This window comes from Massilimicrobiota sp. An80 (assembly GCF_002159255.1).
GTDB classification, from domain to species: domain Bacteria; phylum Bacillota_I; class Bacilli_A; order Erysipelotrichales; family Coprobacillaceae; genus Allocoprobacillus; species Allocoprobacillus merdigallinarum.
Map to the genome: position 1 here is coordinate 1 of NZ_NFHI01000041.1, position 24,774 is coordinate 24,774.

26 protein-coding genes, 1 pseudogene, 1 riboswitch and 1 other annotated feature are annotated in these 24,774 nt (G+C 31.8%); of the genes and pseudogenes, 8 read left to right on the forward strand and 19 right to left on the reverse strand.

Annotated elements, in window-relative coordinates; all coding sequences use genetic code 11:
* From B5G32_RS10475 to B5G32_RS10495, 5 genes are all read right to left on the reverse strand, one after another.
* Positions 1 to 716, reverse strand: a 716-nt coding sequence (locus tag B5G32_RS10475; RefSeq protein WP_087936611.1) for a 3-deoxy-7-phosphoheptulonate synthase, incomplete at its 3' end; no start/stop codon positions are given.
* Between the two features lie 37 nt (positions 717 to 753).
* Positions 754 to 1,002 (reverse strand) — a binding site (T-box leader).
* Between the two features lie 37 nt (positions 1,003 to 1,039).
* Positions 1,040 to 2,614 (reverse strand): LCP family protein, encoded by a 1,575-nt coding sequence (locus B5G32_RS10480; RefSeq protein ID WP_239386237.1) that lies wholly within the window; start codon positions 2,612 to 2,614, stop codon positions 1,040 to 1,042.
* 137 nt (positions 2,615 to 2,751) lie between these two features.
* Positions 2,752 to 3,216 (reverse strand): pyridoxamine 5'-phosphate oxidase family protein, encoded by a 465-nt coding sequence (locus tag B5G32_RS10485; RefSeq protein ID WP_087243366.1) that lies wholly within the window; start codon positions 3,214 to 3,216, stop codon positions 2,752 to 2,754.
* 12 nt (positions 3,217 to 3,228) lie between these two features.
* Positions 3,229 to 3,870, reverse strand: a complete 642-nt coding sequence (locus B5G32_RS10490; protein WP_087936612.1) for an ECF transporter S component — start codon at positions 3,868 to 3,870, stop codon at positions 3,229 to 3,231.
* Positions 3,871 to 3,873: 3 nt separating this feature from the next.
* Entirely contained in the window at positions 3,874 to 4,491 is a 618-nt protein-coding gene (locus tag B5G32_RS10495; RefSeq protein ID WP_087243368.1) for an ECF transporter S component, read from the reverse strand.
* 62 nt (positions 4,492 to 4,553) lie between these two features.
* Positions 4,554 to 4,673, reverse strand: a riboswitch (FMN riboswitch).
* 121 nt (positions 4,674 to 4,794) lie between these two features.
* On the opposite strand from B5G32_RS10495, the gene B5G32_RS10500 reads away from it, so the two are divergent.
* On the forward strand, positions 4,795 to 5,292 hold the full coding sequence (locus B5G32_RS10500) for a DNA-deoxyinosine glycosylase (protein WP_087936613.1): 498 nt from the start codon (positions 4,795 to 4,797) through the stop codon (positions 5,290 to 5,292).
* A gap of 37 nt (positions 5,293 to 5,329) precedes the next feature.
* Positions 5,330 to 6,061 (forward strand): DUF2238 domain-containing protein, encoded by a 732-nt coding sequence (locus tag B5G32_RS10505; RefSeq protein ID WP_087936614.1) that lies wholly within the window; start codon positions 5,330 to 5,332, stop codon positions 6,059 to 6,061.
* Positions 6,062 to 6,356: 295 nt separating this feature from the next.
* Here B5G32_RS10505 and B5G32_RS10515 read toward each other — a convergent pair whose 3' ends face one another.
* From B5G32_RS10515 to B5G32_RS10525, 3 genes are all read right to left on the reverse strand, one after another.
* Positions 6,357 to 7,970: an FAD-dependent oxidoreductase gene (locus B5G32_RS10515; protein WP_087936616.1), complete on the reverse strand. Its 1,614-nt coding sequence runs from the start codon at positions 7,968 to 7,970 to the stop codon at positions 6,357 to 6,359.
* The gene (gene ahpC, locus B5G32_RS10520; protein ID WP_087936617.1) at positions 7,970 to 8,533 is read right to left on the reverse strand and encodes an alkyl hydroperoxide reductase subunit C; all 564 of its coding nucleotides are present in this window, start codon (positions 8,531 to 8,533) and stop codon (positions 7,970 to 7,972) included. Before ahpC ends, B5G32_RS10515 begins: the two co-directional genes overlap by 1 nt.
* A 148-nt stretch (positions 8,534 to 8,681) precedes the next feature.
* Entirely contained in the window at positions 8,682 to 9,533 is an 852-nt protein-coding gene (locus B5G32_RS10525) for a YitT family protein (RefSeq protein WP_087936618.1), read from the reverse strand.
* An 89-nt stretch (positions 9,534 to 9,622) separates the two neighbouring features.
* On the opposite strand from B5G32_RS10525, the gene B5G32_RS10530 reads away from it, so the two are divergent.
* Positions 9,623 to 10,246 (forward strand): Crp/Fnr family transcriptional regulator, encoded by a 624-nt coding sequence (locus tag B5G32_RS10530; protein ID WP_087936619.1) that lies wholly within the window; start codon positions 9,623 to 9,625, stop codon positions 10,244 to 10,246.
* A 6-nt stretch (positions 10,247 to 10,252) separates the two neighbouring features.
* Here B5G32_RS10530 and B5G32_RS10535 read toward each other — a convergent pair whose 3' ends face one another.
* The 11 genes and pseudogenes from B5G32_RS10535 to B5G32_RS10585 form a co-directional block, all read right to left on the reverse strand.
* A complete protein-coding gene (locus tag B5G32_RS10535; protein ID WP_087936620.1) occupies positions 10,253 to 11,848 on the reverse strand; it encodes an ABC1 kinase family protein in 1,596 nt (531 codons plus the stop codon).
* A complete protein-coding gene (locus B5G32_RS10540) occupies positions 11,832 to 12,131 on the reverse strand; it encodes a phasin family protein (protein ID WP_087243377.1) in 300 nt (99 codons plus the stop codon). The genes B5G32_RS10535 and B5G32_RS10540 overlap by 17 nt, the downstream gene beginning before the upstream one ends.
* Before the next feature lie 172 nt (positions 12,132 to 12,303).
* Positions 12,304 to 12,810, reverse strand: a complete 507-nt coding sequence (locus tag B5G32_RS14320; RefSeq protein WP_143746627.1) for a DUF4351 domain-containing protein — start codon at positions 12,808 to 12,810, stop codon at positions 12,304 to 12,306.
* Positions 12,811 to 12,927: 117 nt separating this feature from the next.
* Positions 12,928 to 13,245 carry a hypothetical protein gene (locus tag B5G32_RS10550; protein ID WP_087936622.1) on the reverse strand — a complete coding sequence of 106 codons (318 nt, stop codon included), beginning with the start codon at positions 13,243 to 13,245 and terminating at the stop codon, positions 12,928 to 12,930.
* A 174-nt stretch (positions 13,246 to 13,419) separates the two neighbouring features.
* Complete coding sequence (locus B5G32_RS10555) at positions 13,420 to 14,316, reverse strand: nucleotidyltransferase family protein (RefSeq protein ID WP_087936623.1); 897 nt, start codon at positions 14,314 to 14,316, stop codon at positions 13,420 to 13,422.
* A gap of 130 nt (positions 14,317 to 14,446) precedes the next feature.
* Positions 14,447 to 15,937, reverse strand: a complete 1,491-nt coding sequence (locus B5G32_RS10560) for an LCP family protein (protein ID WP_087936624.1) — start codon at positions 15,935 to 15,937, stop codon at positions 14,447 to 14,449.
* A gap of 70 nt (positions 15,938 to 16,007) precedes the next feature.
* Complete coding sequence (locus B5G32_RS14395) at positions 16,008 to 16,397, reverse strand: tyrosine-type recombinase/integrase (protein ID WP_087936625.1); 390 nt, start codon at positions 16,395 to 16,397, stop codon at positions 16,008 to 16,010.
* An 82-nt stretch (positions 16,398 to 16,479) separates the two neighbouring features.
* Complete coding sequence (locus B5G32_RS10570; RefSeq protein WP_158094011.1) at positions 16,480 to 17,493, reverse strand: tyrosine-type recombinase/integrase; 1,014 nt, start codon at positions 17,491 to 17,493, stop codon at positions 16,480 to 16,482.
* On the reverse strand, positions 17,486 to 18,478 hold the full coding sequence (locus tag B5G32_RS10575) for a tyrosine-type recombinase/integrase (protein WP_087936627.1): 993 nt from the start codon (positions 18,476 to 18,478) through the stop codon (positions 17,486 to 17,488). The genes B5G32_RS10570 and B5G32_RS10575 overlap by 8 nt, the downstream gene beginning before the upstream one ends.
* Positions 18,471 to 19,673, reverse strand: coding sequence for a tyrosine-type recombinase/integrase (locus B5G32_RS10580; protein ID WP_087936628.1), 1,203 nt, complete (start codon positions 19,671 to 19,673; stop codon positions 18,471 to 18,473). Before B5G32_RS10580 ends, B5G32_RS10575 begins: the two co-directional genes overlap by 8 nt.
* Before the next feature lie 138 nt (positions 19,674 to 19,811).
* Positions 19,812 to 20,132: pseudogene (locus B5G32_RS10585) on the reverse strand (IS21 family transposase); the annotation flags it as partial.
* Between the two features lie 123 nt (positions 20,133 to 20,255).
* Between B5G32_RS10585 and B5G32_RS10590 the strand changes: the two are divergent.
* The 5 genes from B5G32_RS10590 to B5G32_RS10610 all read left to right on the forward strand — a co-directional run bounded on the left by B5G32_RS10590 (position 20,256) and on the right by B5G32_RS10610 (position 24,686).
* Positions 20,256 to 21,149 (forward strand): tyrosine-type recombinase/integrase, encoded by an 894-nt coding sequence (locus tag B5G32_RS10590; RefSeq protein WP_087936630.1) that lies wholly within the window; start codon positions 20,256 to 20,258, stop codon positions 21,147 to 21,149.
* Entirely contained in the window at positions 21,142 to 22,131 is a 990-nt protein-coding gene (locus B5G32_RS10595; protein ID WP_087936631.1) for a tyrosine-type recombinase/integrase, read from the forward strand. Before B5G32_RS10590 ends, B5G32_RS10595 begins: the two co-directional genes overlap by 8 nt.
* Positions 22,124 to 23,122: a tyrosine-type recombinase/integrase gene (locus tag B5G32_RS10600; protein WP_087936632.1), complete on the forward strand. Its 999-nt coding sequence runs from the start codon at positions 22,124 to 22,126 to the stop codon at positions 23,120 to 23,122. The genes B5G32_RS10595 and B5G32_RS10600 overlap by 8 nt, the downstream gene beginning before the upstream one ends.
* Positions 23,123 to 23,260: 138 nt before the next feature.
* On the forward strand, positions 23,261 to 24,334 hold the full coding sequence (locus tag B5G32_RS10605; protein WP_158094012.1) for a Mu transposase domain-containing protein: 1,074 nt from the start codon (positions 23,261 to 23,263) through the stop codon (positions 24,332 to 24,334).
* Positions 24,327 to 24,686 carry an ATP-binding protein gene (locus B5G32_RS10610; RefSeq protein ID WP_158094013.1) on the forward strand — a complete coding sequence of 120 codons (360 nt, stop codon included), beginning with the start codon at positions 24,327 to 24,329 and terminating at the stop codon, positions 24,684 to 24,686. Before B5G32_RS10605 ends, B5G32_RS10610 begins: the two co-directional genes overlap by 8 nt.
* Positions 24,687 to 24,774: the final 88 nt, after the last annotated feature.

Genomic DNA, 24,774 nt, shown 5'->3' on the forward strand with positions numbered 1-24,774 from the left:
CCTCTTTCACATAGAATGACATTGGGATTTCCACTGGCCATGATATATTCTGCACTCATGATCCATTCTTCATATGTTGCACTTAATCCACGTTTTAATAAGATTGGCTTTGTACATCTTTTTCCTACTTCTTTTAAAAGATCAAAGTTTTGCATATTTCTTGCGCCAATCTGTACCAAGTCAACCTTTTCATTGAATTCTTCTATATACTCAGCACTCATTAATTCTGACACGATTGGAAGTCCTGTTTCTTCTTTTGCAGCTATCAAGATATCCAATCCAGCTGTTCCCATTCCCTGGAAAGCATAGGGTGATGTTCTTGGCTTGAATGCACCACCTCTTAACATGTTAGCTCCTGCTGCCTTAGCAGCTTTGGCAATCATGATAACCTGTTCCTTGGATTCAACAGAACATGGACCTGCAATCAATGCTAAATGATCTCCACCAACCTTGACACCGGCAACATCAATGATGGAATCTTCTGGATGAAAGGCACGGTTTGCCAGTTTATAAGGTTCACTGACACGCATCACGTGATCGACAACAGGTGAAACTTCCAGTTGTTTCGGATCAACCTTTGTGACATCTCCAATCATTCCAATAATTGTTGTTTCTGTTCCTTGAGATACATGAGCTGTTAATCCATAGCTTTCTACTTTCTCTACCAAATCTTGAATTTCATGTTTAGATACTTTGGGTTTTAAAACAATAATCATATTCTTAACCTCCTTATAATCAAAAAGTCCCTCCCACCATAAGGACGAGAGGAACCATCGTGTTACCACCTTAATTCACTTATATATCACTATATAAGCCTTAACAAGTACGCCTGTCTATCAGGTTCATACTCTGATGCTGTAACGGGCATTCCCGTGTAAACCTACTTTTATTTCAGCCACCTACTCCAAGATGTATTCAATGGTGTCATGATTTCTTTTTCACCAGCCAAGAACTCTCTACGTCATCAACAATCCATTTACTCTTTCTTTTCATTGTATTTTCTTTATATTAGCATATGTTTTTCAATTAAGCAATTCATTTACTCAATTGTTGTATTTTCTTCTGTTGAAGTTGTATTGTCCTGTGTAGAATCACTGTCAGATGATTCTTCAGTCACTTTCACAATTTCACCATTCATAACTTGTTGAATATATTCTCTTGCCTGAGCCACAGATTGTTCATCAGGTTGTGTGACATAAACACCATTTGCATTAACAGATGTCACATCACCGACTGTCGCAAGTTCAAAAACTCTCTGTGAAGCATCTCCTGTTAAACGATAAGATTGAACATCCCATGAAGCCATATCATTAATTTGCATATTAATTAATGATTTGATATCATCAGCACTTAAATTGGTTTCAAAACTATCTGATAAAGATTCAAAAACACTATCCATGTTCGTAATAATACTTGGTGAACAACATTTTTTAATAATAGCTTTCAACATTAACATCTGATTCTTTCCACGAACTTCATCCCCATCAACAAAGGCATATCTTTCACGGACAAATGATAAGGCATGTTTTGCATCAAAAGTCTGTTTTCCAGGTTTAATTGTATATTTATCTAATCGTGTTGTAAAGACACCATCATCTCTACCAATCACATCATATTTAGGCACAGTCACTTCAATACCACCTAAAGCATCAATTACATTCATAAATGATGTAAAATTAAACTTAGCATAATAGTTCATATCTACACCAACTAAATTTTCTACAGTCTGAATTGTCGCATCAATTCCACCTTTAGCACTATGAGTTAACTTATCTTGACCCTCTACACCCTCAATGCCTTTCATATCTACATAATAATCTCTAGGAATACTCACTAATAGAACTTGTTTTGTTTGAGGATGAATAGCCGCAATCATATTCACATCAGATAATGAGAATGTATTAATTGGTCCTTCTTTATCTCTACCACTAATAAAGACAACAAATGGTTCTTGAGTCACCTTAGCACTATTTGCAGCTACTTTTGGTAACTTGATTTCATATTTTTGAATAATTCTGATCTTTTCATTAAACTTATCTTCAATAGAATCAAAAGACTCTAAATCTACCGCTTTAACAATAATAGCACTCATTTCATGATCCAATAACGCTGCCACAAGCTCATTGTTTGTACTATAGTTTGTTACAACAATCTCACCAATATCATCTTCAATCATTGTTTCTGTTTTATTGATATTCACAGCATCGCCCTGATGCGCTCCAAAAGGCTGTCCCTTTAAATCATCTATAGAGTTATAGGCAGAATCTTTTAAGACAACCACATTCATTTCAATGATTTCTTCATTTCCTCCCGTAATAGAAGAAATAAAGTTTGAACCCTTCATCAAAGATAAAGATGCTATAATTAAGACAATAGCAAGTAAGACATTCAATAATTTCATTAGCGCAACCTTGATAGGATGACGATCATTTTTATCTCTAGCTAGACGATAAAATAAAAAAGCTAACAAGAAAATAATCACAATCAATGGTATAAAATATTTTAATGGAAGTATACTTAACTCAAAGGCAACGGCAGTAAAAACAATTGCCGCAATGAGTGTAATAATCAATAACAATCTTCTTGAAAGTAACACCTTAATGAGTTTTTTCATGAAATCCCTCTTTCTTCATTAAATTCTAACATAACCATTATACACACTATTTATACAATTACAAAGTAAAAGTACACCATGATTATAGAAAATACTTATGAATTTTTCATGAAAAAAGAGAAATAATCATTATTTTCTTATTTTTTGTCATCATACTGACAATATTCTACACTTTCTTTTTCAAAATCAATAAAAGTCTGAAAAGCCTGATTCTTTTCATCAGTATCCCATATTTCTACAAAAACAGGTTCAACTCTTACTAAAATTTCATCTTCTTTATGACTATAAGCATTATAGCTTCCCCATAAATATTTCTGATATAATTTTTCAAATTGACGTCCTGGTTCATCAATAACTAATCCTAAAATCTCTGCTTTACCCTCAACTTGAATGCCACTATAACATAAAGCCACACGAGGATTTTTATATAACTGCTTTGTCTTTCTAAAATTTTTATCAGTCTTAAAATAAATGGCATCATTATAAATTAAACAACTGACATTTCTAACCATAACATAATCATTGACACTTGATGCCAGTGCCATAATTTTTGATGGTGCCAATTTTTCAAATAAATAAGTCTTGGCTTCTAAAAAGTTCATACCTTCAACTCCTTAAATAATATTTTGAATAGCTAAAATAATACAGATTATAGATATTGTAATAAACAGTCCAACCCAGACCAATGACTTCGTTTGGGAAGTAGGTTGTCCACTTGCTTCAATAAAATGAGTATGACGTAAAATAGCTACAACACTCTTATATACAAATAAAGTGATTCCGGCATTAAGTCCAGCTTTTAATATATTAAATGGAATAATACCAGGTAACAACAATGCTACAACTGCTGCTCGAGGCATACCATAATAAATTGGTGTGACAATATAATTCCAGATCGTCATATTTATAACAGTTACAACCACCCCTAATAACAAGCCAATCATGGCTCCCTGTTTTGTATGTTTATGTTTATAAACTGCTGCTGCGACACAAGCAAATGAACAGGTTGAAATCATATTCATGAAAACATCTAAGATTGTTCCACCTTTGATCATGATTTCCAGCACTGAACAGATGCCACTCATAATCAAAGATGTCATCGGACCATATATAAAACCACCAATCACAATTATAATATCTTTAGGATCATAAGTCAGCCATGTGACAGTAGGAACAAGAGGCATAAAGGCAAACAAGTTTACAATCATGGCTAATGCACAAAGAATGCCAATAGTTGTTATTTTTTTGACTTTCATTGTCTACATCCCAGCTTTCACAAATTTTTTAAGTGGTACACTGATTTTCTTATACACAATAAAAGTAATCACTGAAGTCACACCACATTTAATTAAATTAAATGGGACAACGCCAAACAATGCGAGAGTCCAGATATCATTCACCAAAGGACAAACAGCATGACACATGTCTACAATTGTATCCACTGACCACCCTGCCATCATATTCGCATAAAATGGGATAATCATATAAACATTAGAAATCACAGCTGCCAGTGTACACACAATTGTTCCAATAATCATACCCTGTAATGCGGATTTCTTTTCTTTATGATGATCATAAATCAATACAGCTGGTAATACATAGGCAACACTTACAATAAAGTTAGAAAGCTCCCCTACAAATGCTGTACTGGTTCCTAAAATAGCTAATTTGACAATCAGTTTGACAATGACAATCAAAACAGCTGCCACTGGTCCCAGGGCAAATCCACCAATGATTTCTGGTAATGCTGCCAGATCAAAATCCATAAATGGTGGCATAAATGGAAGTGGTGTTTTGATCAACATTAAAAGACCACCCAATGCACCCAACATGCCAATCAAAGCTATTTTTTTGACGTTTAATTTTTTTGTTTTCATTTTTCTATCTCCTTTTTTCTAAAAAAAATAACTTAAACAAAAAAATGTCTAAGTTGCATAGAATTTGTCTTTTCTCATCCGGACTATACCGTCGGTTCTGGAATTTCACCAGATCAGTCGCTATCAGCGAGTCATGGACTATCACCATCGGTAGGGAATTACACCCTGCCCCAAAGACGTTATTCAGTTTTGAAAACCGGTTATAGAATTGACATCATCTACATACTTATCATATACCTTTTTTCTTTTTTTGTAAAATGAATTTATAAAATTTGTTATAATAAATGAAAAGGTGGTGAAAACATGTTCGCAATACACAACATTCCTCCTATTTATAATCAGGATTCACAAATTCTTATTTTAGGTTCATTTCCTTCTGTCAAATCACGTGAAGCTCAGTTTTTTTATCATCATCCACAAAATCGTTTCTGGAAAGTTCTGGCTACGCTTTATCACCATGATCCATTATTAACAATTGAAGAAAAAAAGAATTTCCTACTTGAAAATCATATTGCATTATGGGATGTGATTCAAAGCTGTGATATTCATGGTTCTAGTGACAGCTCAATTCAAAATGTCATTATCAATGATATTGCGGGTTTATTAAAAGATACACATATTACACATATTTATACCAATGGAAAAAAAGCCCATCAACTGTATATGAAGTATTGTTATGAATTGACACATCAAAAAGATATATGTTTACCTTCAACTTCTCCTGCTAATGCTGCCTATTCTTTAGATAAACTTTTAATAGAATGGCAACAAATATGTCAGGAATTTATGGAAAGTTCATAATTGTCATATATGATATAGGCAATATGGGGGAGGATTTATGAAAACAAAGTTAAAAGAAAGAAAACCTTATTATTTAATTATCGCAAGAAAATTGATTTTCTGGAGCGTTGTCTTGATGTTAGGAATTGCTGTGTTTTTATTATTTACACGCACTGGTGATAATAAAGGACGTTTAATTTTCACTATTGTCCAATTAGTGGCTATGTTATTTGTTTTACGTATTCCTAAGTTTATTCAAGATATATATCATTTTGAAATCCCACATTTATTAGATTTTATTTTAATCACTTTTGCATTTAGTGGTTTTATTTTAGGTGATGTTTTAAACTTTTATGGACGTATTCCTTATTGGGATTCTATTTTGCATACTTTTTCAGGTGTTGTCATTGCTTATGTTGGTTTTATAGTCATTCAATATCTTGATCAGGAATATCGCATTCCTCTATCTGTATCACCTTTATTTATGAGTCTGATTGTTGTATGTGTAGCTTTAGCCATTGGAGCCATATGGGAAATTGGTGAATATACTGTTGATGATATTTTCAAAACAAATAATCAGCAATATATGGAAACAACTCGTTCTACACTGTATGACGAAGATGATATTCCTTTACAGGGGCATGAAGCTCTCAATGATACGATGAAAGATCTGATGTTAGATTTAGCTGGGGCTATTGGTGTCGCTTGTATTGAATACGTCAAACTTGAAAAAAACAAAAATCACAAAAAGGCACAAATTGATAGTGCCTTTTTACATATATTCTCTTGAATAAGGAGGCCTTGGTGATCCTGGTGGTCCAGGTGGTCTTGGTGGCTGTGGAGGTCTTGGAGGACCTGGTGGCCTTGGCGGTCTAGGTGGTCCTGGAGGATGCGGAGGTCTTGGAGGACCTGGTGGGAAAAATTGTGGTGGGAAAAACCACCACCAGAACCATGGCTGAATCATAACACGCTGGTTGTATGGATCATACATGTCATATTGATTTTCATTAAAATCCAATTTCATTCACCTCAATATAAGTTATGTCTTTTTATCAAAATGGTATGGGTAAACAAACAAAAAAGCTTCATTTTGACTGAAGCTTTTCTAATACCTGTATCATCTCTTCCATTGTCTTTTTTCCAAACAAGACATGTTGTTGGTCAATCACAATACATGGTACACTCATTATTTGATATTGTTCTTTATATTCAGGATAATGTGATAAATCATAAATAGATGTTTGGATATCCTGATGAAGCAAAGCTATACGTTGTGTTGCCTGAACAACTTCTGGACACATTGTACAAGATAAAGAGACAAAGACTTGAATCTGATGTGATTTTAGTGATTGAATTTTTTCTATGACATGTTGATCCAATGGCTGTCCTTGACTTGCGATATTGTATAAAGCAAGTATAAACGAATTAAACTCATGACCACCTGGTACCATATGATAATGTACACCTAAATCATTTTGATGACTATCACATAAAATGATTTGAGGATGATCTTGAACAGATTGATAAACATTGTGAATATGTGGACTTAATGAAGCCAACTCTTCCATAAAGTTTTTCATTTCTAATGAAAAAGGATCTGTTGATAATTGACCTATTAAATAAACATCTTTTGTGAATTTGTTGAAAATCTGTTGTAACTGTTCTCTGATATCCTGACTGATAAACATGAAAGAATCATCCACTTTTGAATTTTTTGTTTTTTGAGAATGATTCTGATAAGCTATTGTTTGGATATCATATTTGTCTTTTGTTGTCGTGATATATTTTTCTAAAGATGTTGCAGCAATAGCGCCATCACTGACAGCAGTCACAACCTGACGTAAATCTTTTTCACAAATATCACCCGCACCATAAACACCATCCATACTTGTTTTTTGATGACGATCAGTGATTAAGTACCCTTGGGCATTTAATGCCAGCTGATCTTGAAATAATTCATTTTGTGGAACATATCCAGCAAAAACAAAGATTCCAAAACGTCCTTGTGTTGAAGCATCATAACGCCATAATGACTGATCACGATTATTTCTAAAAACAGCATATTCCATTGTTTCATGCCCACCAACTTCCACAATTTCTGTTTCAAAAAGCGTTTCTATTTGATCATGAGCACGCACTTGATCAGCAATTGTTTTGGCACATGTGAAATCTTCTTCTCTCACAATCATTGTTACTTTTGAAGCATATTGTGTTAAAAAGAGAGCTTCTTCACAGGCCGCAAAACCTCCCCCAATAACAAAGATTGGACATCCTTCAAAAAATTCCCCATCACAAGTCGCACAATAGGCAATTCCACGTCCCTGATATTCCTTTTCACCAGGGAAACCAAGCTTTCTAGGATGTGCTCCTGGAGCTAATACGAGACCAACAGATTCAAAAATCCCTTGATCAGTTTCAACCTTTTTGATAGGTTGTTGTAAGTGAAGACTTTTGACATGGGCCTTTTGAAAAGATGCGCCAAAGTTTTCAGCCTGCTTTCTCATTTTGATTGTAAGACCTTCACCAGAATCTTCCAGCACGCCTGGATAATTCACAATATCTGATGTTATGGTAATCTGTCCACCAAATTTTTCTTTTTCTAAAACCAGGACACTATATTTTGCTCTAGCAAGATATATAGCAGCAGAGAGCCCAGCTGGGCCTCCACCAACAATAATCGCATCATAAATCTTAGACATTATAATATTCCTACTAAATCTAATGATGGTTTCAATGTTTCTTCACCTGGTTGCCATTTGGCTGGACAAACTTCATCACCATGTTCCGCAACAAATTGTGATGCCTGAACTCTTCTTAATAACTCATCTCCATTACGTCCTACATTACCAGCAATCACTTCATAAGCTACAACTTTTCCTTCAGGATTTATAATAAATGTTCCTCTTTCTGCGACACCTTCTGATTCAATATAAACATCTAAATCTTTCGCTAAAGCGGCTGTTGGATCAGCTAACATAGGATATTGAATTTTTTGAATTCTCTTTGATGTATCATGCCAAGCTTTATGTACAAAGTGTGTATCACATGATACTGAATAAATTTCACAATTGATTTTTTGGAATGATTCGTATAGATTGGCTAAATCTTCTAATTCTGTTGGACATACAAATGTAAAGTCTGCAGGATAGAAGAAAAAGACATTCCATTTTCCTAAAAGATCTTCTTTTGTTATTTCTTTAAATTCTCCATTTTGATAAGCTTGTGCTTTAAATTCTTTAATTTCTTTTCCAATTAATGACATCGTTTCTACCTCCTATTGTATTTTAAACATTTTTATCTTTTTTATACGATTCATTATAGTTAGCCTTAACTAACTATATGCAGTTTAACATACAACTTTTTCTTATGCAAACAATATGCACTATAAACAAAAAAAGCTCATTTGAGCTTTAAGCATTTCTTTTTTCTAATGTAAATCCTTTACCACCGACTTCTTCTACGTGAGAGACAATCACAAAAGCATAGGGATCAATTTCATGAATTTTTGCTTTAATAGATGGTAATTTACGATATGGAAGAACAGATAAAATAAGTTTAGAATTTTCTTTTGTATAACCTTTTTCACTTGCTAAAAGAGTTACACCGGCATCAAACTCATGCAAAATAGATTCTTTGATTGTTTCATATTCATCACTGATGACTGTTAATTGTACAAGACTTGTTCCTTGTGTTAATGTTTTATTTAATACAACAGCTGTAATCATAACAATCATTATTCCATAAATCACATGTGTTGTATCATTAAAAGTAAACTGTAAAACCAAAATAGATAAATCAATGCAGTTTAAGACAATATGTACAGGGAAGCCCAATTTTTTATTTAATAAAATAGCTAAAATATCGACTCCACCAGTAGAAGCATTTGCTCTTAAAATCAAACCAATACCTACACCTACACAGCAGGCAGCTAAAATAGCAGCTAATAATGGATCATTTAAATAATGATGAAACATGGCATGTGTTTCAAAGAATTGTAATACAATTGGAAATAAAAATGTAGAGATTAATGTTGTCATGGCAAATTTCTTTCCAATGAATAATAACCCTACTAAAAATAAACACACATTTAAACATCCAACACTTAATGAAACGGGAATATGAAAATAATAATTTAAGACATTTCCAATCCCAGAAGTTCCCCCTACAATAATATTATTTTCTAAAATTAATGTATTGACTGCTAAAGCAATTAAAATATTTCCAACAATAATATAAATCAAATTCAAAACTTTTTGTTTCATATTCCTCACCTCGCTCAAGACTTTATCATATCTGCTTTCTTTAAAATGTAATCTATGTTACAATTAAAAAGAAAAGTGGTGAGAAGTCTATGAAAATAAAAAAAGAATATTTTCAATATTTTATAGAAGCTGGTCAAAAACAAGTTTATCAGCCTTCAGATATCATTTATATGCAGGAAGATGATGCCGATTTAATATATTTGATTTTAAATGGCAAAGTAAAAGTCTATGTTATGAATTCTAATGGAAAAGAAGTCACGATGGATATTTTACAGTCAGGAGATATTTTTGGTGAATCTGCCTTTATCAGTCAATCTAAACGTCCAACAACCATTCAAGCGATAAGTGATGTCGAAGTCATTGCCTGTTATCCTAAACATCTCTATCCCTATCTTCAACAATCACAGGATTTACTCATCAATATTTTACAATCTTTATCTCAAACATGTGATTATCTGACAGCCATGATCAAAAGATCCTATACATATAATCGTTATGAAAAAGTCGCTGCTTTTTTATTAGATCAAATGGATCACTATCATCATCATGAAATCACATATTCTCATGAAGAAATTGCTTCATTACTTGGTTTATCACGTGTCACTGTAACCAAAGTATTAAATGAATTTGTGAAAGAAAAAATGATTTTTATTCAATATAAAACAATTATTGTCAAAGATAAAAACAAACTGTATTCATTTTTACATAAATGAATACAGTTATTTTTTCTGTCTTCTTTCTTTTAAGACTGTCAATAATAGCCAGATACCAAGTCCAACGGCAGTCATATATCCAATGAAGCCAAGAGCTGGAATACCAAATACTTTAGGTGTCATTTGAGTCGTACATAACATACTGCTTGCCATCAATAAACCTGCACTGACAATTCCCACAACAAGTTTATTAACCATATGATTAATAGCTGTCATAGGTACACTGGATTCCATAATATCTAGATTCACCTTGAGTCTTCCTTTCATCAGCATACGCATAATATCTGATATCTGACCCGGTAAATCTAAAACATTCTGACTAGAATTATAAAGTTTTTTTGCTGATTTTGTGAGTTCTTTTTTATAATCCAATTTCTTTGATATATGACTGGCCACATGATTCGCCGCAATTTCTAAAATGCTAATATGGGGATCAATAAGCATAACGGTACTTTCAATCGTTACCAATCCCCTTGCCAGCATACTAACACCTTTAGGCATAGATATACGATGCTTATGGGCGATCACAAAGATTTCCTGCACAACATCACCTAAATTGATATCTGTTAAATCCATTGATACATAATGCTTCATAAAAGTTTCAATATTATCATAAAATAAAGCATAGTCAATACGATCATCATGTTCTCCCAATGTTAAAATCACATCAACCAGTTTTTGGGTATCATTTTGTCCAATAGCCAAAACAGCATCTCTCATTAAATCCTTATCAGCACGATTTAAAATACCCATCATTCCAAAATCAATCCAGACAATCTTTCCATCTCGAATTCTTAAATTACCAGGATGGGGATCAGCATGAAAAAAGCCATCATCTACAATTTGTTTAATATAATTTTCAGCTAATTTCGCTGCAATTTCTTTTAAATCATAGCCAGCATTTTTAAGGGTGATACGATCATCTATTTCATAACCATCAATATATTCCATCACCAGAACTTTACTTGTACTGTAATCATCAATGATTTCTGGAGCATCAATGTATTGAATATCATGATGTAAATGAGAAAACCTTTTTGCATAATGTGCTTCATTTAAAAAATCCATTTCTTCTTTAGCTGTATGCCAAAATTCATCTAATACAATATTTAAATCAACAACACTTCCTAAAACATCATTTAATTTTAAGATTTTCACAGCTTTACGAATTAATGAAATATCTCTTTCCATCATTTCATAAATGCCAGGACGTTGAATCTTCGCAACAATATGGCGTCCATCTTTTAATGTTGCCTTATGTACTTGCGCAATGGAAGCACTTCCTAATGGCACAATATCAAAATCTAAAAACACATCATTCAAATCTTCCTGATATTCATTTTCAATCACAGTCTTGACTGTTTCAATGCTCATAGGTGCAACATTATCTCTTAATTTAACTAATTCTCGACAATAACGCTGAGAAAACATATCTTGTCTGGAAGCCATAATTTGACCAATCTTTACAAATGTTGGTCCTAGATCCTCTAAAATCATCCTAAATTTAACGGGATCAATGCCCTTTGCTAAATGATGTTTTCTCAGTATTGTCAGAATTTGTGCAAGACGTCGTTTTGTACTTAAATTATTCGTTTGTTTCATTCTTTGCTTTTTGTAATTCTTCAATCTTTGCTTTTAAAGTTTCCAAGTCTTCTACGTCCATATTCTGTAAATCTTTTTCTACTGTTTCTACACTGACTGGTTTTCTTAATTTTTCAGCAACATTATGCTTTAATTCTTCATTCAAAACCTTTCCTTGTTCAACAGTTAATTCTCCTTTTTTCACTAAGTCTTCAACAACTTCTTTAGATTTTTCAGCAGTCACTGCAACAGCACCAATTCCTGCTAATAAAACCTTTTTTAAATCTTCACTAAAATTATTCATAACAAAACCTCCTATCTATATGTTTATTTTACTACGAATCTCGACAAATGTGTAGTTTAAGAAAAATAAAATATCATTGGCTTAAATTGTCATAATCACATTTTCACTTTTATTGATATCTATTCTAAAGTTGGGTTTTGTTATTTTAAGAACATGACAGAGCAAATAAAGTCTAGTCATTTTTAAGTATCTTCAAAACATCTTCTTCACTATTCATATTTAAAATATGTACCGTTAAGGCATGTAGTTGTTCATCATTACTTGTTTGAATCTGATAAATAGTCTTTGGTGATAGTTTTCCAAATTTAGATTGAAGTTGTTGAAGTAGTGTATTAATGACTCCTTCATGCAAGCCTTCTTTTCTTCCTTCTTCTTTTCCTTCAAGTCGAGCTTTCTTGCTAATATTTAATACATATTGACCCATATTTACGTCTCCTTTCTGTTGTTCGATATGATTGTAAATCTCCTTATCATGTGTTAAAGCTCCTAGCACACATGCCACCTCATGACTGACCTTAAAATCATTATCTGGAGCGATTTTTCCATAGAGCATCTTTAATCCTTTGACAAGGTTATAATTGTCTTTGTTAGTAAACTTACTTTCATCCAGCTTGGCCATTTCAATCAATGGCATAAAACGTACATTGTAGTATCTTTCAAATTTTCTAGGCGCATCCATTGTCATGTCTTCATAGTTTCTGGCTCCTTTCCATTTATCTTCTTCACCATAGTAGATAACAATTTTGATGATTTTCTTGATTTTTTTCTTGCCGTGGCTATCTTGATAATCATGATACTACTGAAGATAATCAAGGTAATCATATTCCATAATACGCTGAAACATCGTCTGATCATTATAGGATTGATGTTCAACACCAACATAGCAATGCTTTCCATCAATCATGACATGAGTAAGATGATCTCTTGTACGCTCAATAGTTTCATTGGTTGTCAGTAGGACTGTTGATTTTACGGTTGGAACGTATTGAATCAAACGAATACGTGTATCTTGACGACCATTAAAAAGAATAACTGATAAAAGATCAACAAAATGATTGTGATGACGAAAATAATTTTTAATGCGTATATCAAATAAATTTCTGAAATCTGTCATAGAATAATTCCTCCTATTTATATATACGCATTTTATTCATTGTTTTTCTTTTTATTTCTTCAATATTTTCACTTTATAATTTTATTGTACCATAATATTTGCTTAAAGCATATTTATATATAAAAATAAAAGCAAGATAACTATCATTGTTAACTTGCTTTTATATTGATTCTATTAAATTTTTTGTGGATACATTCCCTTTTCAACTAATAACTGGATATTTTCTTTTACATAATCTTTATCTTCTTTATATGTCACTCCAAACCATTCATCATGTGATTTTAATGCTGTAACTTCTGCTTCATTGTTATGCAACATATCTCCTATAATTGTTGGTAACAAGTATTCTGCTTTTAAGTTATTGGATGGTGTTTCTTTTAAGAAATCATTGAATCCCTGTTCTAGCATTTCTATGAACTCTGGATATAATCCCCACATATTCATAGATACTGCTGAATTGAGATCTATCTCTTTTCCTTCTACAACTGCTTTTCCATCAATTTTTTCTATATTATGTGTTTCCACAATATCTATTAGCTTATCATTTGCAATCTGGCAGATTCCTCTTGTCACTCCCCCATTATCACTGAGTGTATTCTTTAAAATAAAACCTACCATGCATATTGGCATTGGATTCTTTGGATGTTCTTGTGTTAAATATTGATATGCTTTTTTATAAGCTTCCTTTCCATAATAATCATCTGCATTGATCACTAAAAATGGTTCATTGACTAATCCTTGACATGCTAAAATAGCCTGTCCTGTACCCCAAGGCTTTGTACGTCCTGCAAACTTATCCTTATATTCTTCAGGAATGTTATCGACTTCCTGGAAAGCATATTCAACATGAACTTTCTTTTTCATTCTCTGTCCAATGATTTCATCAAAGTCTTTTTCTAAATCTTTTCTAATAACAAAGACAACTTTATTAAAACCAGCTTCCAAGGCATCATAGATAGAATAATCCATAATGATTTCACCATTAGGTCCTACTGGTTCTAATTGCTTGATTCCTCCTCCAAATCGACTTCCTATTCCTGCTGCCATAACGACAAGCGTTACATTATTCATTATATTCAACTCCCTTTATTTTATTTCCTGAATATTATTATATCAATTTCCATATAACATAACAACAAAATCATACAAATTTCACATAATATATACAAAAGGAATAGCTTAATTTGCTATTCCTAAATCGTTATTCACTTTGTTCAACATTAATTTTTTCACCATTAACCATTTGTTGAATCAATGATGAACATTCATTAATACTACTTTCATCTGGAACCATATAATAAAGTCTATTATTTGGCATATATGAACCACCAGTCATCATTTGTCCACTACCACTTAACTGAACTTGATAGATATCCCATGAAGACATATCATTCAACTGCATTTTGATTAAACTTGTAATTTCACTAGATGACATATTTGTTTCAAATGAACCTTCAATAGAACTCAATACACTTGAATAATTTGTTAAAATTGCAGGTGACATAGCTTTTTCTAACATTCCCGTTAAAACTCTTTGCTGGTTTTTAACACGATCGTTATCTCCACCAGATAAACCATAACGTTCTCTTACAAATCCTAATGCTTTATCTCCATCCATTTCATTATTTCCTTCATGAATCTGATAACCACCGTGCATTGTTGTAAATGAAACTGGAGAATATACTGTTATACCACCTAAAGCATCGACCATCTCAATTAAAGATGTAAAATTAACTCTAGCATAATAGTTAATATCAATATCCATAAAATCTTCAATTGTTGCTACAGAGTTTTCTACTCCACCTAATCCAGCATGAGTCAATTTATCCTTTTCTCCTCTATTTGCTAGAGTAACATAATAATCTCTAGGAATACTTGTCATTAAAATTTGCTTTGTTGTTGGATTGACAGTCACAAGCATATTAACATCACTACGTGAAACTGTAGAAACAGGTCCTGTTGTATCAATACCACTAATGAAAATTGTAAATGCTTCTTTTGTAACATTAACATTCTTAGAAATATCTTCAGTTTGTTCAACAATATCATATGACCATAAAACTCTTGTATCATTTAAGAATGTATCATGTTCTTCTTCTAACATACCGTAGTTTGCCTCATTGATATAGATAGCTTCTGTATTTTCATTATAAAGATCATCTGCCATTTGTGCATAACTTGATGCATTCTCAACCTTAATTGTTGACTCTTCTTTATTTAATGCTTCAATAGCTTTACTCATGTATTTCGCATTATCTTCATCATCTAGATTTGCTTCAATTGTTTGATTTTTCAAATCTGAAACTTCTTTATAATTACTATCTTTCATTACTACAAGAGAAATTCTCGTTGTTTTTGTATTTGCTCCAGAAATAGCATCAATAACTGAATTTCCTTGAGCGATATATAAAGATCCAATCATTAAGAAAACTGATAATAATAAACTAATAACTTTTCCAATAATATTTCTAATTTTTCCTTTACCAGTAGTCTTTGATGGCTTCATCAATAAAAATGATGTTAAAGCCAATAAAACAACAATACCTATCAACACCATTGTATATAATAATGGTAAAGCATTGAGTTTAAAAACAAGTATAATCAATAATAAAGAAGCAACAACTTGTATTCCTAAAATGACTTTCCATGATGTTATTTTAGAAATAAAACTTTCCTTTGTATGTTTTGCCATTCTATCCCTCTTTTCTTCATCTTTCACATGGTAGCATATTCATGTGAACTTTTCAAGAATCTGTCAATTTTTAAAACAATTTATACTTCACCATTTCAACTCTTTTCATTTCAAATGATGAATGTACATATGTATTTAAAGTAATTGTTACAGACGAATGTCCTAATATCTCACTTAAACTTTTCACATCAATTTGACATTGAACGCATTTTGTCGCAAAAGTATGTCTTAAAATATGAAACTTATAATCTTGAATATTAAGAAATGCAAGTGTCTTTTTAAAATAATATTGATAACTACGTGGATCTAAATATTTATTTGTTCCAGTTAATATATACCCAGAACGTTGTTGTCTATCTAATAAAAAATGATAAAGCTGAGGATGTATGGGTATGAAACGCTTAGAATGTACTGTTTTTGGTGTTCCAATAATAGTATAGCTTTTTCCTTTAGTTTTTATGTGGAATTTATGATTATGTGGAGTTTTTGATCAAAATAAGCCTTTTTAGCCCATTTTTTTATTATAAAACTCCACATAATATTTACTTTGACAGTTTTTCAAGAAGTTCGATAAGTTTATCATCACCTTGCCATAATGCATTATTATTTTCTTTAGTATCAATAAGGGGAGCTACCGAGGCAACAGTCCTCTTAACCTCATCATTCGTTATATCAAGATAGACTTCTGTGGTTTGAATGCTTGAGTGTCCCAAAAATCGCTGTATGATTGGTAAAGCAGTATTGTTCATAAGCAGATGTACTGACTTAGAATATCTAAAAGAATGCGGTGTGATTGTCTTTTTTTTAAGAGTTGGGCATTCTTTTACTGCCAGATCATAATATTTCCTGACAATCTTATTGATGCTAAATCGAGTCAATTTCTTTTTTGAATTATTAAGAAACAGAGGACCTCTTTCAATATTGAATTTCGATTGGTATTCATTGACCATGGAGACAATATTCTCATTTAAATAAACGATTCTTTCCTTATTACCTTTGCCTAATATCTTTATATATGGTGAATTCCCATTAAAATAAAGATCTTCTACTTTTAAATTAATCAGTTCACTTACCCTCATTCCAGATTCATACATTAAAGCTATAAGAATATAGTGCTTATAACCACTTTTGGTCTTGATATTTATCTGCCTCATAAATGCTTCGAGTTCTTCCCTGGTGAGATAGTCCATCTTTTCTTTTGGGGCTTTTTTGAACTTGATTGATTTTGATTGAAGATAGGCATCTAGATAGACTGGATTATAGCTTTGGGCGTATTCAAGGAATGAATTGATGACCGCAAGTTTATGATTCCTGGTCCTTATGCTGCAGTTCATTTTATCTTCGACATATGACAAAAAACTCAGAATGTTATCTTTGCTGAACGAAAAGATACTTATGTTTTTTGGCTTGATTTTTTTAATAGTAGTCAAATAATACATATACTGTTTTAAAACATTCAGATATGCATCATATGTATTTTCAGAGAACTTTCTTTCAAGTGATAGGTGTTTTGAAAAATAAGTATCTAGGATCTTAGTAAAGTCGTTTTTAGTCATCGTATTTTTCTCCATCGTATATATCTTTGATAAATGATGTATAATCACTCATTTTATATTTGACTTCATCAAATAATTCAGGTGTTATCCATAAATACTTTTGTGTCTCCCTAAGTGATTTGTGGCCTAAGTAATCCGATAGATAAGATAAAGAAAGATTGATATTCTTTTCTGGCTTTTGCAGTTGTGTAAGAGCCATTACGGCATAGGTATGTCTTAGATCATGAATACGTGGTCCTTTATCTTTCTTGATGTCTGTTGCTTTTATTGCTTTGTTAAAATAAATCCAGCACCTATCTGCATTCAATTGCTTGCCTGCCTCTATTTGGAAAAGTCTGTCATACTTATTTATGTTAAATGGCATCTTCAGGATATAGTTCACTATTTCTTGCTTTATTGTATTTGAGAAAGGAATAAGCCTTTCATTATTGTTCTTGGATTCTTTCACAATGAACAATTGGTTATCCAGATCGATATCCGTTCTTCTAAGCGATAGTACTTCATTGATTCGCATACCTGTGGCCATCAAGACCTTAATGACAGTCGAAACAGAGTTGAGCGTATTACATCTGGCATTAAATGTTCCTGGTATGTCTGATTTCGTATATGAGTCCAAATAGTTTATAATTTGGCTAAGTTCTTCATTAGAGAAAATATAAGGGATGAATTCTGCTTCCCCTTTTAGTGATATCGGGGGAATCAGGTATATGTGATCTAAGATTCCGTGCTTGATAAGATAATCACCAAATTGTCTTAGGACACTGGCTTTCCAGTTTCGTGTCGCTATTCTTTTATTCCCATCTACATAAAGAAATAGTTCAACTATATCTCTAGTAAATTTAAGTTCATTGATACCCAGACTTTTATAGTATCGATCAAATTGATAGATTACACTTTCCGCACTATTGTATTTAAAACCACTTAGTCTTTTGTATTCATAGAAATCTTTCAAATATGGTCCCCATGTACTTATTAACTCATGCATGATAAGGCGCCTCCAGTACACATTTCCTTAAATGAGCGATATCTACCTTGCCATATATTTTTACACAATCTATATTTGAATGTCCTAAAGTATTCGCAACCGAAAATAAAGATATACCGTTATTTACCATAATAGTAGCTATTGAATGTCTTAATGAATGTGCACCAAAGTGACGGCCATTGATTTTGATAGGAGACTGTGCAAAGTAATTGTTGATGATTCTCGTTACAATTGATTGATTTAATTTATGACCATTTTCTTTTAAGAAAAGATATTCACCATCTTGTCTTTCGTTTTGGATATATTTAATGATTGGATTGCCGATCTGTGGAAGTAACGGATAAACAACTTCTTTCTTGGTTTTTTGCTGTATGATTCTAATCTCGTTATTTCTCCAATCAATATCACATGGTCTTAGGTTGGTGACATCACTTGCACGCATGCCTGTATATGTAATAAGTGAAAGAATGGCATAATTTCTTAAATGATTATCTTCACGTTCAAATACTTTCGCTGATTTCAGTAGTGTTGAGATCTCTTCAACTGAGTAAGCGGAAGGTATTTCTTTATTTACTATGTCAGGCATCTTGTCTGGCCATGATAGAAGAATCGATTTGTCTAGTTCTTCTTTCTCATAACAGAAAATAAGAAAGCGTCTTATAAGTCTGGTATCTATCGCATAAGTCGTAAGGTTTTGCTTGGCTTTACGTTTCTTTAAGTATAAAACAACTGAATCTTTACTGATATTTTTAAAATCAATGTCAATCATAAAGTTGCAAATTCGCATCTTTTTATTATTTATTGTTGTTTCACTATTTCCATCTTCCATACACTTTTGGATATATTCATCCAGTAATCTTTGTGACCTATCATCGAGAATAAAGTCACGATGATAGTGTCTGTTTAATTTTTTAAGCGGCATATTTCTACTGCATTGAATAAGAATACTAAAAGCTTTGAGATATCTCTTCTGAACTTGAATAAGATTACTAAAGTCCATACTGAATATGTCCTTTTCAAAATAATCTTTGCAGTATTCATGACACATGCTTTCTTCAAATATTGCATCTTTGCCATGTTTTTTTACTAATCGGTACCATATATACCAATAGGCACCAAAGATGGTTTTTTCAGAAAAACCCGCGGATAATAAATCATTACAAGCTTTATCAATCAAATTGTTTAATGTGTACATATTATATTCCTCCTTGCATTACACAAGGAAATAGTACAATAGATATAAATATTATGTGGAGTTTTATAATAAAAAAATGGGCTAAAAAGGCTTATTTTGATCAAAAACTCCACATAATCATAAATTCCACATAATTTGTTTTGGCTTTCTCACTTGAGCAGGCATAATCGCTACCATATAATGTTGGGCAAGTGATTCATAAGCTTCATTAAGAACAATTTCACCTTCTTTAGGGTGTTTTATAACTCCTGTTTTTAAATTGTCACAGACAATTTTAATAGGAATACCACCAAAAAATTCAAGCATATCAATATGACATTTTAACCAAGTTTCCTGTTTCATGTCTAAGCATGGTTTAACAAATGAATATTGACTATAAGGTAAGGTCGCAACAAACAAATAAACCTTAATTCTTTCTCCATCAGGAGTTAAAATACTCATGGTAGGCCCACTCCAATCTTATGCAAAGAAAAAAGTTATGAGAAGTTTATATAAAATATATTCATATAATCAATGAATTTCTATTTTTTACTTCTCATAACTTTTATAATTAATGTACTTAGAGTTAAGGAGGTATAAAAAATGATTGATTCAACTAAGTACATTAATATTTTTATTGATTATCAAAGTTCGGAGATCAAACAAGTTACCATAATAAGAAAGGTTCGTATTTTAAGATTTTTATTTGAATATCTAGAATCTATTGATATTGAAGACTTATATGATGTTACTAAAATGATGGTATATGATTTTCTTCTCACTAAATCTTGGAGATCTCAAACTAAAAGTCATGCACAATTTGTTTTAAGAGAATTTTTTAACTATATGAAAGAGGAAGGATTAGCTAAATTTGATGGGTATGAATTATATCCTATAATTGTTACTAATAAGAGAGATAATATTTTATCGTACTATTCTGAAGATCAAATCAGAAAAATGATAGATTCTATTGATACTTCCTGTAAATGCGGGATTAGAAACAAATGTATGGTTACTATTGCTGCCTATACCGGATTAAGAGCTAGCGATATAGTTTTTCTAACATTTTCAGAAATCAAATGGGATAAAAATATAATCAGTAAAATTCAAAGAAAGACAGGTGTCGCAATTGAGATACCCATTACCAATCAAATAAAATTTTTATTGATAGATTATCTCAAAAATCATCGTCCTAATATCAAAAGTGAGTATGTATTTATCAATTCAGTAAATAATCTTCCTTTTAAGGATGCAAAAATATTAACCAGTATCGTTAGAAATGCGTTCATAAAAGCCGACGTCGATATAAGCAAAAAAAAGGCAGGTGCCCATTCTTTACGACATAGTCTTGCGACAAATATGTTAAAAAATAATACACCATTACCAGTTATCAAAGAAATATTAGGTCATACAAATATCAATACTACTGAAAAATATATTTCTGTGGATATTGAGGGGCTTAGACGTATGAGTTTGGAGGTACCTATCTATGAATAAATCAAATATCTGTTTTATCGGAATATTTAGAGATGAGTTTGAAAACTATATTGAATATAAGCAATCTCAAGGATATTATAAATCTCTTTATAAAAAGAATATATATGAATTGCTTGACTATAATAGATATCTCGATTCATTAAATTTAAAAGAAATAAAGATTACTGAAGAGATGGTTACAGCCTATATGGAATCATTAAATGGAAAATCACAAAGCACTTTATTTAAATATGAATGTATGGTCAGGCAGTTTTCTAAATTTCTTAAAAATCAAGGATATGATAATATCTATGTGCTAGAAGAACATCAAGTAAAAAATCCTAGAGATTATATTCCGTATGTTTTCTCTGATAATGAAATTATTAGAATTTTTAAGATAATTGATGAACTAGAATTTAAACACCATAAAGAATTAAAATTATTCTATCAAACATTTTTTCGATTGCTTTATACTACTGGATTAAGATTGGGCGAAGCCTTGAGTCTTAAGATTGATGATGTTGATTTAGATAATAATATAATCACTGTTCACACAGGAAAAGGCAATGTTAGTCGTCTTGTACCATTTAAGGATTCTTTAGCTGAATGGCTGAAAGAATACAAAGCTAAAAACAATAAAAAAACTGATGCCTATTTTTTTGAATCTCGCTATGGTGGAAGAAAAGCAAATAATACTATCGGTGAATTTTTCAGGAAAACAATATTAAGAAAAGCTAATATTTCTTCTACTCCTCAAAAAGGACATACAAGAGGTGCTTGTATTCACTCTTTTAGACATACATTCGCCTGTAATTCCTTAGACCAAATGATAAAAGATGGACTAGATTCATATTGTGTATTACCATATTTAAGCGTTTATCTTGGACACACAAGTGTTACAAATACAGAAATTTATTTACGATTAACAATACAACATTATGATGAAGTCATTGATCAAGGACATTATATATATGAAAAAGGACTAGGTGATTTAGATGAATAATTTTTCTAAATTATTAAGTGATTATTTTCTTAAATATCTTGTAAACCAAAAGAAGGCAAGTGAGAATACAATAAAAACATATAGGGATGCATTTGTATTATTGCTTGAATTTATGGAATCAAACAGATCCATAAAAGCTTATAAGATAAAGATCAATGATTTCAGTTACGAAATGATTAATGAATTTTTAAACTGGCTTGAAGAAGTTAAAGGTGTATCAATTTCAACCCGAAACAATAGATTGGCAGCAATAAAATCATTTTTTAGATATGTCAGTTATATAGATCCAGAGTACTTGGCAATATGTTCTTCTATTTTGAATATTCAAAAAAAGAAATGTACCACAAGAACAATGAACTATCTCTCTATAGATGCGTATATTGATTTTATAAGCGGATTCAATAAAAATAATTTTAAAGATCTACGAGACTTATGCGTTGTAGTGCTTTTATATGAAAGTGGTGCTCGTGTATCTGAGTTAATCAATGTGAGAAAAAGAGATCTACATCTTGAAAAGCCATACACTGTTGTTCTTCAAGGTAAAGGAAGAAAAATAAGATCAGTTCCTCTTGATTATTCAGTTATTAAAGTATTGAATAAGTATATAAAAAAATATAATGTATCAGATGAAGATTTCTTATTCTTTAACGCTAGACGCAATAAATTAACAAGAGAAGGTGTAAATTACATTCTTCAAAAACATTTTAAAATCGCTAAAGAGAAAAATAAATTATTATATCCAAGTACCATTTCACCACATTGTATCAGACATAGCAGAGCCATGCATTTATTAGAAAATGGTGTCAATTTAATTTATATAAGAGATCTATTAGGTCATTCATCTGTAACTGTTACAGAAATTTATAGTAAAGCAAATCCAGAAATAAAAAGAACACAAATCTTAGAAAATGCAGCTAGAATAGAAATAAAAGATGATTATGATGAAGAGGAAAAAGAAAATTTATTAGAATGGTTAAAAAATTCCATATAAATTAAAAGTTATGAGAAGTAAAAAATAGAAATTCATTGATTATATGAATATATTTTATATAAACTTCTCATAACTTTTTTCTTTGCATAAGACTGGTGTGGAACAACCATCCCTATTGTCAATGAATTAACAGGTGAAGTGACAAAGGGATATCTATTTGTTGGTACATTACCCTACAGTCAGTATTCATATGCTGAACTGATGAGTGACATGAAGCAGGAAAACTGGATAACTGCACATGTCAACATGTTCAATTTCTTTGGTGGGACAACACCTATCATCTATCCTGATAATTTAAAAACAGGAGTCATCAAACATCCTAAACATGGAGATGTCATATTAAATCCTGCATATCAGGAAATGGGAGATTACTACAATATCGCTATTGTACCTACTCCTATCAAGAGCCCAAAATCCAAGCCAAGTGTAGAAGGAACAGTTGGAAAGATTACGACTCATATTATTGCAAGACTCAGAAAGGAGGAATTTCATTCCATCAGCGAAGCAAATGAAAAAATCAAGAAATGCTTAGATGATTTCAATAACAGACCTTTTCAAAAGCGCCAGGGGAGTAGAGCTGAAGTATTCATAAATGAAGAAAAACCATTCCTCAGACCATTGCCAAAAGAGCCTTATGAATATGCCACATGGAAAAAAGCAACAGTGCAATATCATTATCACATTTCCATTGATAAAATGTACTATTCTGTGCCATATGAATATATCAAGCAAAAGGTTGATATTAGATTAACCAGAAATCTAGTGGAAGTCTATTATAAGCATCATAGAATATGTTCACATAAACGTTTATATGGTCACCCAGGACAATATTCAACCAACATGGATCATATGCCACCTAACCATCAAAAGGCTGGTGAATGGGATGGTGATCGCTTCAGAAGATGGGCTCAATCCATTGGGGTCAATACCTATAAGGTCGTTGATGGTTTATTGAATTATTATAGAGCGGAGCAGCAGGCTTATAATGGCTGTCGATCAATATTGAAGTTGGCAGACTCATATTCACCCAGACAGCTAGAAGAAGCATGTGAAAAAGCGCTAAAGCATTTATCATTGCCCCGCTATAAAAATATTAAATTAATTATTCAATATAATCAAGATACAAGACAGGTCAACCAAGAAGATGAAAACAATGATGACTTTGCATTTGTCAGAGGTTCATCATATTATGGAGGAAACACAAATGAATAGAGATACATATGAAAAAATAGTCGCTTTAAGACTGCCTGGCATGGCAAAAACATATCTGGAACAGGAAGAGATGGAAGATATACGACAATTGACGTTTGATCAAAGACTGGAATTATTGGTTGATGCCGAAGTTGACAGTCAGCGTATACATAAGATAGAAAGACTGATCAATAATGCACATTTTGCGGAATCCAAAGCATCCATAACGCAGATCAAATATTATGCAGACAGACATCTTGATAAAGAGCAGATATTAAGCCTGGCAACAAATGAATATATAAAGAAACACGAAAATGTTTTAATAATAGGAGCAACTGGAGCTGGGAATTATGTAAAGTTAGAAATAATGTAAAGTAAGTTCTAATAAGCACGTTTTTATACCGTTTCTTATTGATTTACTTTACATTATTTTTTTATGTTCGGATAATATTTCTGTAGAT

Coding starts and splice junctions, on each gene's coding strand:
- B5G32_RS10500 (WP_087936613.1), top strand. CDS start 4,795: ATGTTCGCAATACACAACATTCCTCCTATTTATAATCAGGATTCACAA.
- B5G32_RS10580 (WP_087936628.1), bottom strand. CDS start 19,673: ATGTACACATTAAACAATTTGATTGATAAAGCTTGTAATGATTTATTA.
- B5G32_RS10600 (WP_087936632.1), top strand. CDS start 22,124: ATGAATAATTTTTCTAAATTATTAAGTGATTATTTTCTTAAATATCTT.
- B5G32_RS10525 (WP_087936618.1), bottom strand. CDS start 9,533: ATGAAACAAAAAGTTTTGAATTTGATTTATATTATTGTTGGAAATATT.
- B5G32_RS10485 (WP_087243366.1), bottom strand. CDS start 3,216: ATGAACTTTTTAGAAGCCAAGACTTATTTATTTGAAAAATTGGCACCA.
- B5G32_RS10530 (WP_087936619.1), top strand. CDS start 9,623: ATGAAAATAAAAAAAGAATATTTTCAATATTTTATAGAAGCTGGTCAA.
- B5G32_RS10540 (WP_087243377.1), bottom strand. CDS start 12,131: ATGAATAATTTTAGTGAAGATTTAAAAAAGGTTTTATTAGCAGGAATT.
- B5G32_RS14320 (WP_143746627.1), bottom strand. CDS start 12,810: ATGGATGCGCCTAGAAAATTTGAAAGATACTACAATGTACGTTTTATG.
- B5G32_RS10490 (WP_087936612.1), bottom strand. CDS start 3,870: ATGAAAGTCAAAAAAATAACAACTATTGGCATTCTTTGTGCATTAGCC.
- B5G32_RS10595 (WP_087936631.1), top strand. CDS start 21,142: ATGAATAAATCAAATATCTGTTTTATCGGAATATTTAGAGATGAGTTT.
- B5G32_RS10515 (WP_087936616.1), bottom strand. CDS start 7,970: ATGTCTAAGATTTATGATGCGATTATTGTTGGTGGAGGCCCAGCTGGG.
- B5G32_RS10610 (WP_158094013.1), top strand. CDS start 24,327: ATGAATAGAGATACATATGAAAAAATAGTCGCTTTAAGACTGCCTGGC.
- B5G32_RS10590 (WP_087936630.1), top strand. CDS start 20,256: ATGATTGATTCAACTAAGTACATTAATATTTTTATTGATTATCAAAGT.
- B5G32_RS10535 (WP_087936620.1), bottom strand. CDS start 11,848: ATGAAACAAACGAATAATTTAAGTACAAAACGACGTCTTGCACAAATT.
- B5G32_RS10555 (WP_087936623.1), bottom strand. CDS start 14,316: ATGAATAATGTAACGCTTGTCGTTATGGCAGCAGGAATAGGAAGTCGA.
- B5G32_RS10560 (WP_087936624.1), bottom strand. CDS start 15,937: ATGGCAAAACATACAAAGGAAAGTTTTATTTCTAAAATAACATCATGG.
- B5G32_RS10505 (WP_087936614.1), top strand. CDS start 5,330: ATGAAAACAAAGTTAAAAGAAAGAAAACCTTATTATTTAATTATCGCA.
- B5G32_RS10550 (WP_087936622.1), bottom strand. CDS start 13,245: ATGACAGATTTCAGAAATTTATTTGATATACGCATTAAAAATTATTTT.
- B5G32_RS10480 (WP_239386237.1), bottom strand. CDS start 2,614: ATGAAAAAACTCATTAAGGTGTTACTTTCAAGAAGATTGTTATTGATT.
- B5G32_RS10570 (WP_158094011.1), bottom strand. CDS start 17,493: ATGACTAAAAACGACTTTACTAAGATCCTAGATACTTATTTTTCAAAA.
- ahpC (WP_087936617.1), bottom strand. CDS start 8,533: ATGTCATTAATTGGAAAAGAAATTAAAGAATTTAAAGCACAAGCTTAT.
- B5G32_RS10575 (WP_087936627.1), bottom strand. CDS start 18,478: ATGCATGAGTTAATAAGTACATGGGGACCATATTTGAAAGATTTCTAT.
- B5G32_RS10495 (WP_087243368.1), bottom strand. CDS start 4,491: ATGAAAACAAAAAAATTAAACGTCAAAAAAATAGCTTTGATTGGCATG.